Below are 14,297 nucleotides of genomic sequence, written 5' to 3' on the forward strand. Positions count from 1 at the left end.
GACGAGTCGCCCCCCTCTAAAGGTTTCAGTCGAAACGGAACGAGGCGCCATAAGCTGACGCGGGCAAATGGCTTGAACCGTCACGCCGTAACCGAGAGCGGAAGGTGCCGCTTTGCGGCTGGGTTCGGTAGAGGCCACGTTTTTGCAACTCTGGAATGACCAGCTCAACGAAATCTTCAAGACTGCCCGGGCTGAGCAGCGGATTGAGCATGTAGCCGCTGGTGCCAGAAATACGCGCGTGTTCCTCAATGCGTTCGGCTACCTGTTGTGGAGTACCCACAAGGATAAGGTCACTGCCTCGGGTTACATTGGCAAAGCGCTGTTTCACATCACCGGCGGTCAACGGTTTGCCACTGCCGTCAGGCCGCATCACGTAGGAGGTCATTCCTTCGGTGTGGGTCGAAAGCGCCTCACTGTCAGCGTAACGGCTGATATCGATACCGGTGTCGCCGGCGTAGCTCACCAATTGGGCCTGCAAGTGATAGTTGCTTTGCAGCTCATCATATTTGCGCTGAGCTTCGATCTCGGTCCTGGCGGTGACAATTCGCAGCACTGTTAAAGATTTCACGTCCTCAGCCTGCCGGCCGCGCGCCTGGGCTTGAGCCCAGATTTCTTCCAGCCCCTGACGAATTTCCAGAGGGCTGGATTTGGCGATGAAGATCAATTCAGCATGCTTGGCCGCGAATTGCCGTCCACGTCCTGACCAGCCGGCCTGGATCAGTAAAGGTGTGCGCTGGGGCGATGGAGAGGTCAGGTGCGGCCCGGCCACCCGGTAATGTTCGCCAACGTGGTTGATGGGGCGTACACGATCACCCTGCGCGTAGAGCTGGCGAGTCTTGTCGGCGACCACCGCGTCGTTGGCCCAACTGCCTTCCCAGAGCTTGTAGACCACATCCATAAACTCTTCAGCGCGCTCGTAGCGATCATCGTGCTTGATCATCTGCTCCAGGCCGAAGTTGCGGGCTGCGCTGGACAGGTATGAGGTAACGATGTTCCAGCCCACCCTGCCATTGGTGAGGTGATCCAGCGTACTGAAGCGTCGGGCGTGAGTAAAAGGATGCTCGTAGCTGGTGGTCACGGTGACCCCAAAGGCTAGGTTTTCTGTCACTGCCGCCAATGCCGGTATGATCATCAACGGGTCATTCGCCGGCGCTTCCACGGCCCATTTCATCGCCGCATCAGCGTTGCCACCAAACACGTCGTAGAACCCCAGGACGTCCCCGAAAAACAACATGTCGAGGTGAGCCTGGTCTGCAATGCGCGCCAGGTTCGACCAGTAACCCAACGAGTTGATGGCCAGTCGTTCGTCAGCCGGGTGCGTCCAAAGACTTGGCGCACCGCCACAGCCCACACTGGCTTGCTCATAGAGCGCGAACAACAGAGGTCTTGGATCTGACATGGTGGTACCTGAAAAAGAGTAAGTGGAGGAGCGTGTCACCGCTGATTCTTGAAGCCTTTACCGTAGTGGCGTTCAAGTCTGTGCTGTATCAATTCAAGCCCTATGGACAACAGCCAGTAGATGACGGCGGCGGTGGTCAGCATTTCGATGTAGCGGTAAGAAGACCGCCCATAGGACTGCGCCAGGAACATCACCTCCCAGACGCCCATCACCGAAATCAGCGATGAGTCCTTCAGCATTGAAATGAACTGACTGGTTGTCGGGGGAATGATCGTGCGCATCGCTTGCGGCAGGATAATGTGCACGAAGGTCGCCGTTGAGCTAAGACCCAGAGCCATCGCCGCTTCGCGTTGTCCGGGGGCGACAGCCAGGATACCGGCGCGAAAAATCTCACTCAGATAGGCACCATAATTCAGCGAGAGCGCAATTATCCCCGCGCTGATCGCCCCAGGTACGACGCCCAACTGCGGCAAACCCAAGTAGATCAGCAGAATCTGGATCAGCAGCGGCGTACCGCGAAAAAAAGACGCATAGAAGCTCGCGATACCGAACGCCACTGCGCTACGTGACAGGCGTGCAAGCGCGGTCATGAAGCCAAGAAGCAGCGACAGCCAGATCGAACAGAAGCACAGAAACAACGTCAGTGCGGCACCCTGCAAGAAGCCGTTAGGCCCCAAATGCAGGCCGACCAGATTTGGCCACTTCTCCAGAATGATCGAGAACTTCAGATCGAAGCTCATGAAAAACATCGCGCACACGCCGAACAAGCCTAACCACGTCAAATACAACCGAGTGCGAAAGCCAAAGAGCTGCCTCAATCGACGCGAATCGTTTGCGGATGCGATATTTACCTTGGCTGGGAGAGGGGGAAGGGCTGTCATTGGCTGATATCAGAGCCGATCCACTTTTGCGAAATCTTGCTCAGCGTGCCGTCGGCTTTAAGTTGAGTAATCACGTCGGTGACTTTGGCATTCCACTGAGGGTCGCCTTTTTCGATGGCGACTACGTTTGGTTCGGCGTACAGCGTATCGCCCGCAATTTTGAAGCGAGGGTCCTGAGCAATTCGCTCGCGGGCAGTAATGAGGTTGGTGACCATGGCATCAAGACGCACGCCAGTACCCAGCGCTAGATCCTGGAAAGCCACTGTCTCATTGTCGTAGGGCGCCACCTGAACATTATCGAATGGATAACTCAAAGGCTTGTCCTCGGCGCCCTCGATCACCAGGTTTTTGTTCAAGTAGGCTTCGTAAGTCGACGCACTGATCACGCCAACTTTTTTGCCGGACAAGTCTTTGCTCGCCCTGATGTCGTTGTCCTTGGCGTTCACCACGATCACCGCGGGCGACTGGTAATACTCGACGGGGAAATCGAACACTTCGGCGCGGGCCTTGCTCGGGGTCATCGAGCAGACGCAAATGTCATAGCGCCCGCTCCAGCGGCCAGCAGCAATCACATCCCAGGACGGTGTTTCCAATGTGAGCTTCACTCCAAGCCGTTGTGCAACAGCCTTGGCGACATCCACGTCAAAACCGTCCAGCTGGTTCTGTTCATTGAGAAAAGAGAAGGGTGGATAGTTTTCCATCAAGACACCGGTCAACTCGCCTTTTTGCGTCACGCGATCCAGAACGGGGCCTGCGAAAGCCGTTGAACACGTAGCGAGCAACGCCAAGCCACACGGTAGAAATGCCGTAGTTTTCAAAGACAAATACCCCAATCAATTCAAAAATCTGAATAGATTAAAACGCACTATAAAATACGTTTGTACTTGTTTTATGGAATAAGAGGCTCGCTTAAGGCTATATCGTAGGGCGCCGGCGCACGCACCTTCAGAACTCGAGTCTCAAGGACCATGCCGTCCGAGGCTTTTCAGCGGTCGCGACAGAGTGGCGAGCGTGCTCTATCTGGAAGGTTGATTTTAGGTGCGAAGCTCGAATAATAAGCAGCCCTGGGGCGGGACGTGCAGCGCTCTAAGCCAACCATACTCCACGCATAAATGGCCCCAGAGCGAAAATGGCGTTAGCATTCCGTCCATTCGGCTTAAACAGCCTGTTTTTCAGATCAGGGTCGCATCGTGGAAAAGCTAAAACGCCTCCAAAGTGGAATCGAAGGGCTCGACGCTCTGCTCAAGGGCGGGCTGGTAGCAGGCTCTTCATACATTATCCAAGGGCGCCCAGGGTCTGGTAAAACGATTCTGGCCAACCAGCTTGGGTTCCATCACGCCGAAAATGGAGGCCGGGTTTTAGTCGCAACGCTTCTGGCCGAGTCACATGACCGTCTTTTTCAATTCCTTTCGACGATGAGCTTTTTCGACGCGTCCAAGGTCGGGGCTGAAATCCAGTTTGTCAGCGCATTCGATACGCTGGAAAACGAAGGACTGGATGAAGTAGTCAAACTGCTCCGGCGCGAGATAAGCCGCCAGAAAGCTACCGTTATGGTGGTGGATGGTTTGCTCAATGCGCGCTCAAAAGCTGATTCGCACATCGACACCAAAAAATTCATCTCTGAACTGCAGGGGCACGCCGCTTTTGCGGGTTGTACCGTGCTGTTTCTGACCAGTTCCCGCCTCGACGATGGCAGCCCAGAGCACACCATGGTTGATGGCGTGATTGAAATGGGCGAGGAGCTATATGGCACGCGTTCAGTGCGTAGAATTCAGCTGCGTAAGACGCGCGGCAGCTCGGCAATGACGGGGCTTCACGAGTGTGAAATTACCGAAAATGGCTTGGTGGTTTACCCAAGGCTGGAAAGTCTCTATAGCCACCCATCCTCTCCTGATAGCGCCGACATGACGCGTATCGCCAGTGGCATTCAATCACTGGACGACATACTCGGCGGAGGCCTGCACAGTTCCAGTGTGACGCTGGTCATAGGCCCCTCCGGCATTGGCAAGACAACGCTCGGCCTCAAATTCCTGTCTGAGTCGACGGTGGAAGCGCCGGGCCTGCATTTTGGCTTCTACGAAAGCCCACAACGGCTGCGACTCAAAGGCCAATCACTGGGTATCGATATCAAAGACATGGAGGACCGTGGCGCCCTGTGCATTGCCTGGCAGCCTACGACTGAGGGATTGCTGGATGGGTTGGGCGCACGACTGCTGAGTCTCGTTGAAGAAAAGGGTATCAAGCGCCTGTTCATCGACAGCTTGAGCGGTATGAACCGCGTCACCACAAATCCGGCGCGAATTAATGACTTCTTCAGTGCGCTGATGAACGAACTGCGATCCAGGGGCGTGACGGTATTTGCCTCGTGGGAAATGCGCGATCTTTTTGGCTCCGAGGTCAGTGCACCTAACTCTGACCTGTCCAGTATCGTCGACAACCTTATGCTTATGCGGTTCTCTGAAAATCAGTCTGAACTAAGCAGGACGCTTTCCATTCTTAAAGTACGAGACAGCTCTTACGACCCTTCGCGTTTCGAGGTCGTCATTCGTGATCAAGACGTTTTCCTGAAAAAGGCTTCGAGACATGAACCATCAGTCCCCACTGAGTCATCGCCCGGTTCAGCATCTTAAGTCTTTGTGCGGGTTGAATTAACATGACCACCATCCTGGTCGTCGACGACGAATATCTGATCGCTGACATTCTCAGCTTCGCGCTGGAGGATGAGGGGTTCATGGTGGTAACGGCCAGCAATGGTCGAAAAGCGCTCGAAGTGCTCGATCGAGAGCGGCCTGCGTTAATCATTACCGACTTTATGATGCCGGTCATGGACGGCCTGGAATTCGCCACAGCCGTTCGAGCACTGCCTGGCGCGAATCACTTGCCGATCATCTTGATGAGCGGCGCTCAGGCACACATCGGTATGCAGAGATCCGATCTGTTTGATGCGGTATTGGCAAAGCCATTCGACATCGACTTGATCATTGCCGAAGTTAAAAAGCTCTTGGCTTCTGAAGAGTAGCTGTTCGATCCACCAGTGAGGGTGACTGGGGTGAATGTGGCTTCAACGCCCTCGGAGAACACCTGACGCAGTTGCTGCGGTGCACTTACCGTGCGATCAGGCGCTGGCGTTTCACTCTCTAAGTGCGCATGAGCAAACGCCGCGGTGGCAGTTGCAAAGGATGCAAGCAACGCTACGGAGCGTCAGGTTTTTTCCAAAATGAGTGGCATCTTTATTACCTCTGCTTAACGACGAGTAAAGGTTTGCTGCGAATTCGTACTCTGTACCGCTGAGGCCAAACAGGGCCCCAGCGGTTACCCACATCAAAAGTCCAGGGTAAGCCCGGCGTACAACGCGCGCCCATCACCGGGTGAGTGCAGGGACGCTTGGGCACCGTCCGGGTCGTACCAGACGTATTCGTAATAACGGTTGGTGAGGTTTTTCAACTGCAGGTCGACGCTCACTGACTCGCTCACTTTGTAGGTGGCACCGAGGTTCATCAGCACGTATCCGCCATACGTTCCTTGGGTGTTTTCTCGTTCCAGGTAGGAGTGGGTCTGGCCGTTCATCCAGGCGGTCAACTGCAAGGCAGGTGTTGCTTCATAGCTGATGCCAGCGTTGTAGAGGTGATGGGGGATATGGTCGATCTCCTGGCCTTTGCTGTTGGGCAAACTGGTACTTGGCTGAAGTATTTTCGAATACTGCCAGGAGTAGGCCATCCAGATGTCAGTGCGTTGGTCAGGGTGCAGGTTCATCTGTAAGTCGTAACCCCAACGTCGGGTTTCACCAACGTTATCTGAGTCGCCGCTCGGGTCGTTGAGGCGGCGACTGACTTCACCCGAGGCCTCTTGCTGCCAGTAGGCGATGCGACCGTCAATCCAGTCCGCCGGGGTGAACTTGATGCCGGTTTCCCAGCCTTCATTGATTGAAGGTGCCAGATCGATATCTCTTGGCGGGATTTTGTAGGCGGCCGCGCCGGTGCCAACCTGGAAGGTACGGCCCCAGTTGGCATAAAAACTGGCCGCGTCCCACGGCGAGTAGACCACACTAAGCTTGGGCTGTTTGATCAGGCCATAATCGTTGATGTCGTAGTCCAGGCCGGTCATTTCGTTGGTGAACTCACCCTGAATTTTGTCGACCCGATACGCCGGTACGATCTTCAGCGACTCGAAAGGTTTGATCTCCGCCTGGACGTAAGCGCCGTAGGTGTCGAAATCGAACTGCTGGTCGCGGGTAGTTGCCAGGCGAGCACGGTCTTTGGTGCGATAGCGTTCACTCTTGTTCTGCTGTTGTTGTACGTCTGCACCACCTTCCAAAGCGAAGTCATACAGCCAGCTAACTTCAGGTCGCCATGTCAGAGATGTAAGGGCGCCATACTGGGTTTCGTAGGCATCACGTTCCTGTTGGGCGCTCGTGCGCCAATATTGCGTCCAGCGTCGATCATCGAAGGTGTTGACGTAAGTCTTCGCTGACCACGCGAGGTTCTCAGCCACGTCTGTATCGAAATGCAGGCTGACCTGATTCATACGCCGAGTGCCCTTGTCGGTGGCGTTGAAACGGTTGGTCATGCTCGGATGATGGCGGGCGTCATCTTCGGTCAAATAGCCGGGTTCCTGAGCCTCAGCTTCGTAGTGACGGGCGATCAGGCCGATTCGGTAGCTGTCGTCATCCGGTGTGTAGAACCACTTACCAGACATCGAAAACCTGTCTGCCTGGGAATGATCCCGGTAGCCATCGGATGTTTGATAGGCAAAGAAATAGTTCTGAGTCCAGTTGCTGCTTTGCATGCCCTTGGCAAGTTGGGTTTCCTGAGTGTTGAAGCTGCCGTAACGAATCCGCGCCTTGCTGTAGTCCCCACCGGTGCGGGTCAGCATGTTGACGTTACCGGCGATGTTATTCAGACCATAGCGCGCATCACTGGTGCCTCGGACAACCTCGATGCTGTCCAGCTCCATGGGGAAAATCATGTCCATGAACGGCATGTTGCCGTCGTTGCTGTTGCTCGGAATCCCGTCGATCAACAGCTTTACGGCGTTCACTTCGCCTTCGCCGTTAAAGCCCCGGAAGGAAATTTTCCCTGAGGTCGTGCCCTGGTTGAACTCGGTGAGCATCACGCCGGGAGCTCGGCTGAACAACTCCCAGCTGTAATTGACTGGCATTTTTTCCAAGATATCGCCCCCGAGGATATCCACCGAGCTGAGTACACTGCTGGTACTCAAGGGGCCGCTGGCTGAGCCCTGAACGTTCACGGTGCCCAGCGTCAGGGTCGAGTCTTCGACTTTACCGACGTCGGCCAGCGCCGCGCACAAAGGGTCCATTGCGAATAGGCCAACCGACATCAACGGCCATAGGGAACGGGACACAGACAAACGCTTTGCAGGACGCAAAGTAAGTGAAGCAGGCATGGCACGCACTTCCTGGTGATCAAGAAACTTTAAAGGCGTCTAGCGTCCATCGAGGCCGCTAAAAGATTTAAATACGCAGCACCGGACAATGTCGCGGTGTTGTGATCAGGCGAAGGGAGAGGCGCGTGGACTTAGGCTTGGCCACCGAATCCTGGGATGGAGCGTCGGCAGTTCAGGATTGTCGAGGGACGTGTCGGATGTGTATTGCGGTAAGAAGTGGCGGTAGTAGTTGGAGGGAAGCGCTGCCATTCCCGCATGGCCACAGCAGCAATCACCGTGCTGCATAACCGTTTTTGAAGGGGCTTGCTGGACAGTCTCGAGTGTTTTCTTGAACCCGGGAGGTAAAGCTTGAGAACTACCTCCCGAGCAGAATCCCCCCCAAAGCATCAACTGAACATCCGGCGTCTGCATAGCGCGGCTCAGCGGCATGGCAAACATGTTTAGCAACACGGCCAGGCAGGCGATCCAAGGGCTGATGCGTTTCAACGAGGACATGTGCAAGGTCAGCGTAGAGGGGCGCTTATTTAGCCGCAATTAAGGAGCGATGTAAAAGTTTCACACGTGCGCTATTTCGCCGCAGGCGCGTCATGTCGTTGCCGAGATGGCTGATGGGCTGACGAGTAGGAGGCGAGGGCGCTTGATGCCATTGCACCTTCAGGTGCCATCGAGAAAACCCGCCGAGGCGGGTTTTCCAGACGCAGTAACATTTGCCTGTGGGGCTCTGACTTACTGAGACATGTCATTCTTTTTCATATCGTCTTTTTTCATGCTGTCTTTGGACATTGAGTCCTTCTTCATCGTGTCCTTACCCATGGAGTCTTTATGCATTGCATCCTTTTTCATCGTGTCCTTTTTCATCGTATCGTGGGACATCGTGTCCTTCTTCATCGTGTCATTGCCCATCGTATCGTCGGCGTGTACAACGGCGACGCCCACTGCCAGGCACATACCTAGGATTGCAGTAGTAAACCTTTTCATAGTGAAGCTCCTTGATACTCAGGTTGCGAATAAGCGCAGCCCGGGCTGCGCAATGGAGTTGCCACGGGCGTCAGCTGCCACCGAACCAGTTGTAGCCTTGGTCTTCCCAGTAACCACCCGGGTAGGTATTAGTGACGAAAATCGCTTGAATGTGTTTTGGGTTCTTGTAGCCAAGCTTGGTAGGCATGCGCAGCTTCATTGGGAAGCCATATTCGCGCGGCAGGACGGCACCGTCGTAGGTCAGCGTCAGCAGCGTTTGAGCATGGAGTGCCGTGGCCATGTCGATACTGGTGTAGTAATCGTCGGCACATTTGAAACCGACGTACTTTGCGTCGGTATCGGCCCCGACGCGTTTTAGGAAATCACTGAAGCGCACACCGCCCCAGCGCCCGATGGCGCTCCAACCCTCGACACAGATGTGCCGGGTTATCTGGTCGCTATGTGCCATGGCACGCAGTTCCTCAAGCTTCCAACTGCGCTTGTCGGCGACCATGCCGGTGACTTCCAATCGGTAGGTTTCTTCATCGACGACAGGCGCTTCATCGATGCCGTAAAAGGCGTTGAAGGGGAATGGCCGCGTAATCATCGACTCAGCGTAGGTGGGGGCCATGGCGTTCGGGCTGAACAACCAGCCTTGCACCCGGTCATTGAAGCGCGACATGGAGGACAGCGCCGTTTCAACTTGATCGTTATCGGAAATGTTACATCCGGACAGCATCGCCACTCCGCCCAGGGTCAAGCTACGCAGAAGAAAGGCGCGCCGTGAGCGATCTTCGACCTGGAGCGAAATAATTTTGCGCGCATCCATCAAAATGGACGACTCATCCAGCTCTGGACTTTGTTCACGCTTCTTCATACGCGCTCCTTATGGCCGGCAATCATGGCCCATAACGTCTTTGGAACCAGTGCGACCATCACCAAATGCACTGCGATGAAAGCCACCAACAGAGACATCGCAATGAAGTGCACATGCCGAGCGCTGTCGTAGCCGCCCAGCAGTTCACGTAGTAGCGGAAACTGAACTGACTTCCACAAAACCAACCCGGAAATCACCAGAACTGCAATGTCGAGCATCACAAACAGATACGCCACACGCTGCACATGGTTGTAATGGCTTATATCGTCATGCCTCAGCCGCCCATGGAGTGCAGACCGCAGGTCATGAAAAAAGCCTTTGGGTGATACGGGAAAAAAACGTCGCGATAGGCGGCCGCTGAAAAGATTGAAAAGTAGGTAGAGAAGGCTGACTACGACCAACATCCACATTGCTGCAAAATGCCATTGCAACGCGCCCCCCAGCCAACCACCCAAGGTAATCGATGAGGGAAAATTAAAATTATAAAGAGGAGAGGCGTTATAGATACGCCATCCACTGGTGACCATTACCAACACCGCCAAAGCGTTCAGCCAATGGGCCAATCTCAACCAGGCTGGATGGCTGCTTTGCGGTGTCACAGGAGCAGCCCGGGTTGTTTCAGGTGCCGCTTGCATTGGAGGAGACTCCAAACAGGAATAACGTCATAACCATTTGATCGAGTGTAGACGCTGACTAAAAACACGACGCACCTTCGAGACGGGCGAAGCGTTCCGTACGTCCAATAGGCCTCTCAGGCAGGTGGCCTTGATCCGAACGCTTTAATTGACCCCGACAAATTGACGGGTTGATGACAAAGCCGAACACGTTGAAGGGGGGTTCACGCTCGAAGCGGCATTCAGGGGTTTACGGCGAGTCAACATCATTTTCGTAGCCTATGTCGCCAGCCAGCTAGGCTTGTAACGTCAGAAGGGCGTTATCGATGAGGGTGCGTTTATGCCAACTGTAAAAACTGCTCTTGTACTTGCGGGTGGTGGGAGCCTTGGCGCGGTTCAGGTCGGCATGTTAAAGGCACTCGTTGAGGCTGAGGTTGCCTTCGACCTGGTGGTGGGAGCGTCGGTCGGCGCCATCAACGGTGCCTACTTCGCAGCCAGACCGAATGCCAAAGGCGTGAGCGAACTCGCGGACTTTTGGCGCGGTCTGCGTAAGTCGGATGTGTTTCCGTTCTCGGCGCTCGATACCCTCAAGGGTATTCTTAATCGACGTGGGCACTTGCTGAGCGCATCCGCATTGCATCGTTTAGTGAGCCGGTCACTGCCGGTCAAATGGATCGAAGACACCGAGTTACCGCTTTATATCGTCACCACCAATTTGCTCAGTGGTGCCGAAGAACTTCTGTCGAGTGGCAGTGCTGAGCAGGCTTTGCTCGCCAGCGCCGCAATTCCGCTTGTGTTTCCCAGCGTGCGAGTCGGAGAAAAGTTCCTGGTCGATGGCGGAGTCAGCAGCAACACGCCGATTGCCAGTGCGGTGGCATTGGGCGCAACGCGGGTTCTGGTTCTACCTACCGGATTCGGTTGTGCCTGCCCATGTCCGCCCAGTGGACTCGTTGCGCTGGCCTTGCACACGCTCAATTTGATGAGCATGCGTCAACTGGTGCGTGACATCGAGTTGTACCGCACACGCGCAGCCATCCATGTCGTCCCGCCGTTGTGCCCACTGGACGCTTCAGTGTTTGACTTCAACCAGACAGACCAATTGCTGCAGCGTGCTTATCAGTCAACCCAAGCCTGGATAGAAGAGGGCGGATTGGTTCGCGACGGGATACCCGATTCGTTACTCGCCCATACTCATCATTTTGGTAAAGAGTGATCTTCGCCTTTCAAAAGGCAGGTTTACCGATTGCCTGCGGCGGTAGATGACCCTGGCGCTGAATGGTGGGTTCACGTGCGCCGCCTTTTCACGGGATGTGGAAGGATGCGAGCCGAGATCAAAAACTGACCAGTTCTCGTTCTTCCAGTCGAGAATGCTTCCGTGCGCCTCTCCGGTCAGTGACGCTCGGAGGTGTGGAATTCGTTTTGTGGTGATCGATACAAAACCTGTGCTATGGTCAACGACAGTTCTCAAGCGCGTGCGAAAACCATGGCCCGTCCCCGTACATTCGATGAGTCGACTGTTTTAACAGCAGTCGCTGAAGCGTTCTGGACACAAGGCTATGAGGGTACCTCGACCCGAGACCTGGTCAATCGCACAGGGCTCAATCAGCCAAGCCTTTACAACGCGTTTGGCGACAAACGTAGTCTTTATCGTCGCGCCCTCGTGCACTATCTGGAGTGCAGTGTGCGTGATCGAATTCGGCGCCTTGAAGCGCTGCCAAACGCTGGAATGGCCATAACCAGGTTCTTCGCAGAAGTGTTGAATCGCACACTGAACGATCCTTTTCAACGTGGGTGTCTGCTGGTGAATTCTGCCCTCGAAGCCAATGCAGAAGACACGGATTTGCGACAGGCCGTTGCCGAAGAGTTCGAGTCCATTCGCAGTTTTTTTGAAGGCCGCTTGCAAGCCTTCCACCTGCAATCTGCCGATTTTGTTGAGATTGATGTAAAGCAGGGGGCGCATCATTTGCTCAGTGTGTTACTGGGGATTCGAGTTTTGTCTCGGATTAATCCCGACCCGGTGTGTGTAATAGACGCCATTGGTATTGCCATCAAAAGCCTTGGTCTTCCTCCCTTGGCTCTAGCGATGTTCACTGAAAACCACTGCACGGAGTCAATATGATCAAACTCTACTATCACCCGTCTCCTAACCCCGCGAAGGTTGCGCTGTTCTTGGAGGAGTCAGGCCTTGAGTACGAACTCATCCCTGTTGATACGCGCAAGGGTGAACAGCACGATCCGGCGTTTCTCAAGATCAATCCGAATGCCAAGACACCGGCTCTGGTTGATGGTGACAACGTGGTATTCGACAGCAATGCCATACTGCTCTATCTGGCTGAAAAGACCGGGATGTTCCTGCCTGCTGACAACCTCAAGGCGCGAGGTGAGATGTATTCCTGGCTCATGTTTGTCGCGACCGGTATCGGCCCGTACTCTGGACAGGCTGTTCACTTTAAGCACTTCGCCCCCGAGCCAAAAGACTACGCCGTTACCCGCTACACCTTCGAAGCCTGGCGTCACTGGACGATCATCAACGAACATCTGGCCAAACAGCCTTATATGCTCGGAAGTGAGTACACGCTGGTGGACATGGCCGTATGGGGTTGGGCGCGCGCGGTACCGTTCATCCTGGGTAATGACGCTTGGGCAAAACTTCCAAACGTAAAACGGCTCCTTGATGACATCAATGCTCGACCGGCAGCACAGCGAACTGAAGAACTGAAGACCCAGCACAACTACAAGACTGAGATGGATGCTGACGCGCGTAAAGCAATGTTCCCTCAGATTACTCAGTAGACGCGCCAGATCTTGATCGACTGGCATTGCTGGACGCCCGGCTAATGGGCAGAGATTTACTGCTCTTTAGGCATCCGGGCTACCGCACGTCACTGCCCCGTGAGTATTGGTAAAGTGGCGCACTGTGCTTGGTTAACGACTGCGGGCCCCGGAAAGGGGCCCGCACCGTATGGCCTTTACCTATCCGTTGTAGCGCGACCTAGGGTATCAAGCGCATCGCGCGGAGTTTGTCGAACACATCAAAGAACGCTTGATCGCTCGCCTGGTAGGCGGTGAAGCCCATTGCACGGCTTTTCGACATGTCAGTGACGACTTCGATGGGTCGACCTAGGTCTGCGTCGGTATGCCATGGGGAGATCAGGCGATCTATATCGGCTTCTTTCAAGCCGTGCTCCGCGACTATTTGCGTCCACGCGGCTTGGTCTTGCGCCATTTGCGTCTCAAGCGGTGAGAGTGCGGCGGGATAATCGGCAGCAGGTACGTCGAAGTATTCGGCAATTCGGCTCCACATCCATTTCCAGCGAAACACATCGCCATTAGTGACATTGAATGCCTGGTTGGCCGCAGCCGGCGTGGTGGCCGCCCACAGTTGTTGTTTCGCCAACTGCCGTGCATCTGTCATATCGGTGAGGCTGTCCCACTGCACGCTTGATCCCGGAAACACAAAAGGGCGATGGGTGTGTTTGCAGATCGAAGCGTAGACGGCGAGGGTGGTGGCCATATTCATCGCGTTGCCTACGGCAACTCCGGTGACCGTGTGCGGGCGATGAACGCTCCATGTGAAGCCGTCCTTTTCAGCCGCGGCGAAAAGTTCGTCCTCTTGGGCGTAATAGAAATTCTCGACATTCAGACGACCCTGCTCTTCGCGGAACGGTGTTTGCGCAAGGCGGCCTTTACCATAGTCTTCGAAAGGGCCGAGGTAGTGTTTCAGGCCAGTAACCAGTGCTACGTGCTCAACGCTCTTGGCTGGGCGAATGGCGGCGAGCACGTTGCGTACCATGGCGGCATTGACGCGAATGTTCTCGGCCTCCGTGGCTTGCCGTGACCATGTGGTAATGAACACATGCGTCGGTTGCAGATCCGCAAGCGCATGTTCCAGCGCAGCTGGATCTTGGAGGTCTGCCGCAATGGGGATCACACCTTGCGATGGCGACGGGTGCCGCGATAGCGCGGCGACCTGCCACGTGTTGTCGATCAGTAACTGAGTGATGGCGCTGCCGACGATGCCGCTGGCGCCAACGACCAAAGCTGTTTGGCTCATAAGTTCCTCCTAGATGTAGGCTTGGGAGTCCACCTAAGCCACAGAGGTTCAACCTAAACAGGATCGGTATGGGCGGCCGTCATAGCCTCTATTCCTGGATAAAGCGCTACAT

14 protein-coding genes and 1 pseudogene are annotated in these 14,297 nt (G+C 55.0%); 5 read left to right on the forward strand and 10 right to left on the reverse strand.

All coding sequences use genetic code 11. From position 1 onward, the window contains the following. Positions 1 to 25: 25 nt before the first annotated feature. From A7D21_RS16120 to A7D21_RS16130, 3 genes are read right to left on the reverse strand one after another with little or no spacing between them, the layout of a single operon-like run. Entirely contained in the window at positions 26 to 1,399 is a 1,374-nt protein-coding gene (locus A7D21_RS16120; protein ID WP_069552117.1) for an LLM class flavin-dependent oxidoreductase, read from the reverse strand. Between the two features lie 35 nt (positions 1,400 to 1,434). Further along, on the reverse strand, positions 1,435 to 2,280 hold the full coding sequence (locus A7D21_RS16125) for an amino acid ABC transporter permease (protein ID WP_069552118.1): 846 nt from the start codon (positions 2,278 to 2,280) through the stop codon (positions 1,435 to 1,437). Next, positions 2,277 to 2,981: an ABC transporter substrate-binding protein gene (locus A7D21_RS16130; protein ID WP_256556250.1), complete on the reverse strand. Its 705-nt coding sequence runs from the start codon at positions 2,979 to 2,981 to the stop codon at positions 2,277 to 2,279. The genes A7D21_RS16125 and A7D21_RS16130 overlap by 4 nt, the downstream gene beginning before the upstream one ends. Positions 2,982 to 3,467: 486 nt before the next feature. On the opposite strand from A7D21_RS16130, the gene A7D21_RS16135 reads away from it, so the two are divergent. Both A7D21_RS16135 and A7D21_RS16140 read left to right on the forward strand, forming a co-directional pair. Further along, positions 3,468 to 4,910, forward strand: coding sequence for an ATPase domain-containing protein (locus A7D21_RS16135; RefSeq protein ID WP_167422780.1), 1,443 nt, complete (start codon positions 3,468 to 3,470; stop codon positions 4,908 to 4,910). A gap of 23 nt (positions 4,911 to 4,933) precedes the next feature. Beyond that, positions 4,934 to 5,299 (forward strand): response regulator, encoded by a 366-nt coding sequence (locus A7D21_RS16140; RefSeq protein ID WP_053256058.1) that lies wholly within the window; start codon positions 4,934 to 4,936, stop codon positions 5,297 to 5,299. A gap of 14 nt (positions 5,300 to 5,313) precedes the next feature. Here the strand turns inward: A7D21_RS16140 and A7D21_RS36235 are convergent. From A7D21_RS36235 to A7D21_RS16160, 6 genes and pseudogenes are all read right to left on the reverse strand, one after another. After that, a pseudogene (locus A7D21_RS36235) lies at positions 5,314 to 5,469 on the reverse strand (hypothetical protein); the annotation flags it as partial. Between the two features lie 132 nt (positions 5,470 to 5,601). Next, a complete protein-coding gene (locus A7D21_RS16145; RefSeq protein WP_371859219.1) occupies positions 5,602 to 7,617 on the reverse strand; it encodes a TonB-dependent receptor in 2,016 nt (671 codons plus the stop codon). A 171-nt stretch (positions 7,618 to 7,788) separates the two neighbouring features. Continuing rightward, positions 7,789 to 8,178, reverse strand: a complete 390-nt coding sequence (locus tag A7D21_RS34380) for a DUF2946 domain-containing protein (RefSeq protein ID WP_073637496.1) — start codon at positions 8,176 to 8,178, stop codon at positions 7,789 to 7,791. A 231-nt stretch (positions 8,179 to 8,409) separates the two neighbouring features. Continuing rightward, entirely contained in the window at positions 8,410 to 8,661 is a 252-nt protein-coding gene (locus tag A7D21_RS16150) for a pentapeptide MXKDX repeat protein (protein WP_069552119.1), read from the reverse strand. 70 nt (positions 8,662 to 8,731) lie between these two features. Continuing rightward, complete coding sequence (locus tag A7D21_RS16155; RefSeq protein ID WP_069552120.1) at positions 8,732 to 9,517, reverse strand: molybdopterin-dependent oxidoreductase; 786 nt, start codon at positions 9,515 to 9,517, stop codon at positions 8,732 to 8,734. Next, positions 9,514 to 10,152 carry a cytochrome b/b6 domain-containing protein gene (locus tag A7D21_RS16160; protein ID WP_069552121.1) on the reverse strand — a complete coding sequence of 213 codons (639 nt, stop codon included), beginning with the start codon at positions 10,150 to 10,152 and terminating at the stop codon, positions 9,514 to 9,516. Before A7D21_RS16160 ends, A7D21_RS16155 begins: the two co-directional genes overlap by 4 nt. A gap of 319 nt (positions 10,153 to 10,471) precedes the next feature. Between A7D21_RS16160 and A7D21_RS16165 the strand changes: the two genes are divergently transcribed. The 3 genes from A7D21_RS16165 to A7D21_RS16175 all read left to right on the forward strand — a co-directional run bounded on the left by A7D21_RS16165 (position 10,472) and on the right by A7D21_RS16175 (position 12,924). Further along, positions 10,472 to 11,344 carry a patatin-like phospholipase family protein gene (locus A7D21_RS16165; RefSeq protein WP_069552122.1) on the forward strand — a complete coding sequence of 291 codons (873 nt, stop codon included), beginning with the start codon at positions 10,472 to 10,474 and terminating at the stop codon, positions 11,342 to 11,344. A gap of 270 nt (positions 11,345 to 11,614) precedes the next feature. Beyond that, a complete protein-coding gene (locus A7D21_RS34385; protein WP_073637724.1) occupies positions 11,615 to 12,250 on the forward strand; it encodes a TetR/AcrR family transcriptional regulator in 636 nt (211 codons plus the stop codon). Further along, positions 12,247 to 12,924 (forward strand): glutathione S-transferase family protein, encoded by a 678-nt coding sequence (locus A7D21_RS16175; RefSeq protein WP_069552124.1) that lies wholly within the window; start codon positions 12,247 to 12,249, stop codon positions 12,922 to 12,924. Before A7D21_RS34385 ends, A7D21_RS16175 begins: the two co-directional genes overlap by 4 nt. Positions 12,925 to 13,123: 199 nt before the next feature. Here the strand turns inward: A7D21_RS16175 and A7D21_RS16180 are convergent, their stop codons facing one another. Further along, a complete protein-coding gene (locus A7D21_RS16180) occupies positions 13,124 to 14,185 on the reverse strand; it encodes an SDR family oxidoreductase (protein ID WP_069552125.1) in 1,062 nt (353 codons plus the stop codon). Positions 14,186 to 14,297: the final 112 nt, after the last annotated feature.

Origin of the sequence: Pseudomonas sp. AP19, assembly GCF_001728855.1 — a bacterium.
Classification (GTDB): domain Bacteria; phylum Pseudomonadota; class Gammaproteobacteria; order Pseudomonadales; family Pseudomonadaceae; genus Aquipseudomonas; species Aquipseudomonas fluorescens.

Coding starts and splice junctions, on each gene's coding strand:
- A7D21_RS16120 (WP_069552117.1), bottom strand. CDS start 1,399: ATGTCAGATCCAAGACCTCTGTTGTTCGCGCTCTATGAGCAAGCCAGT.
- A7D21_RS16125 (WP_069552118.1), bottom strand. CDS start 2,280: ATGACAGCCCTTCCCCCTCTCCCAGCCAAGGTAAATATCGCATCCGCA.
- A7D21_RS16130 (WP_256556250.1), bottom strand. CDS start 2,981: ATGGAAAACTATCCACCCTTCTCTTTTCTCAATGAACAGAACCAGCTG.
- A7D21_RS16140 (WP_053256058.1), top strand. CDS start 4,934: ATGACCACCATCCTGGTCGTCGACGACGAATATCTGATCGCTGACATT.
- A7D21_RS16145 (WP_371859219.1), bottom strand. CDS start 7,617: ATGTCGGTTGGCCTATTCGCAATGGACCCTTTGTGCGCGGCGCTGGCC.
- A7D21_RS34380 (WP_073637496.1), bottom strand. CDS start 8,178: ATGTCCTCGTTGAAACGCATCAGCCCTTGGATCGCCTGCCTGGCCGTG.
- A7D21_RS16150 (WP_069552119.1), bottom strand. CDS start 8,661: ATGAAAAGGTTTACTACTGCAATCCTAGGTATGTGCCTGGCAGTGGGC.
- A7D21_RS16155 (WP_069552120.1), bottom strand. CDS start 9,517: ATGAAGAAGCGTGAACAAAGTCCAGAGCTGGATGAGTCGTCCATTTTG.
- A7D21_RS16160 (WP_069552121.1), bottom strand. CDS start 10,152: ATGCAAGCGGCACCTGAAACAACCCGGGCTGCTCCTGTGACACCGCAA.
- A7D21_RS16165 (WP_069552122.1), top strand. CDS start 10,472: ATGCCAACTGTAAAAACTGCTCTTGTACTTGCGGGTGGTGGGAGCCTT.
- A7D21_RS34385 (WP_073637724.1), top strand. CDS start 11,615: ATGGCCCGTCCCCGTACATTCGATGAGTCGACTGTTTTAACAGCAGTC.
- A7D21_RS16175 (WP_069552124.1), top strand. CDS start 12,247: ATGATCAAACTCTACTATCACCCGTCTCCTAACCCCGCGAAGGTTGCG.
- A7D21_RS16180 (WP_069552125.1), bottom strand. CDS start 14,185: ATGAGCCAAACAGCTTTGGTCGTTGGCGCCAGCGGCATCGTCGGCAGC.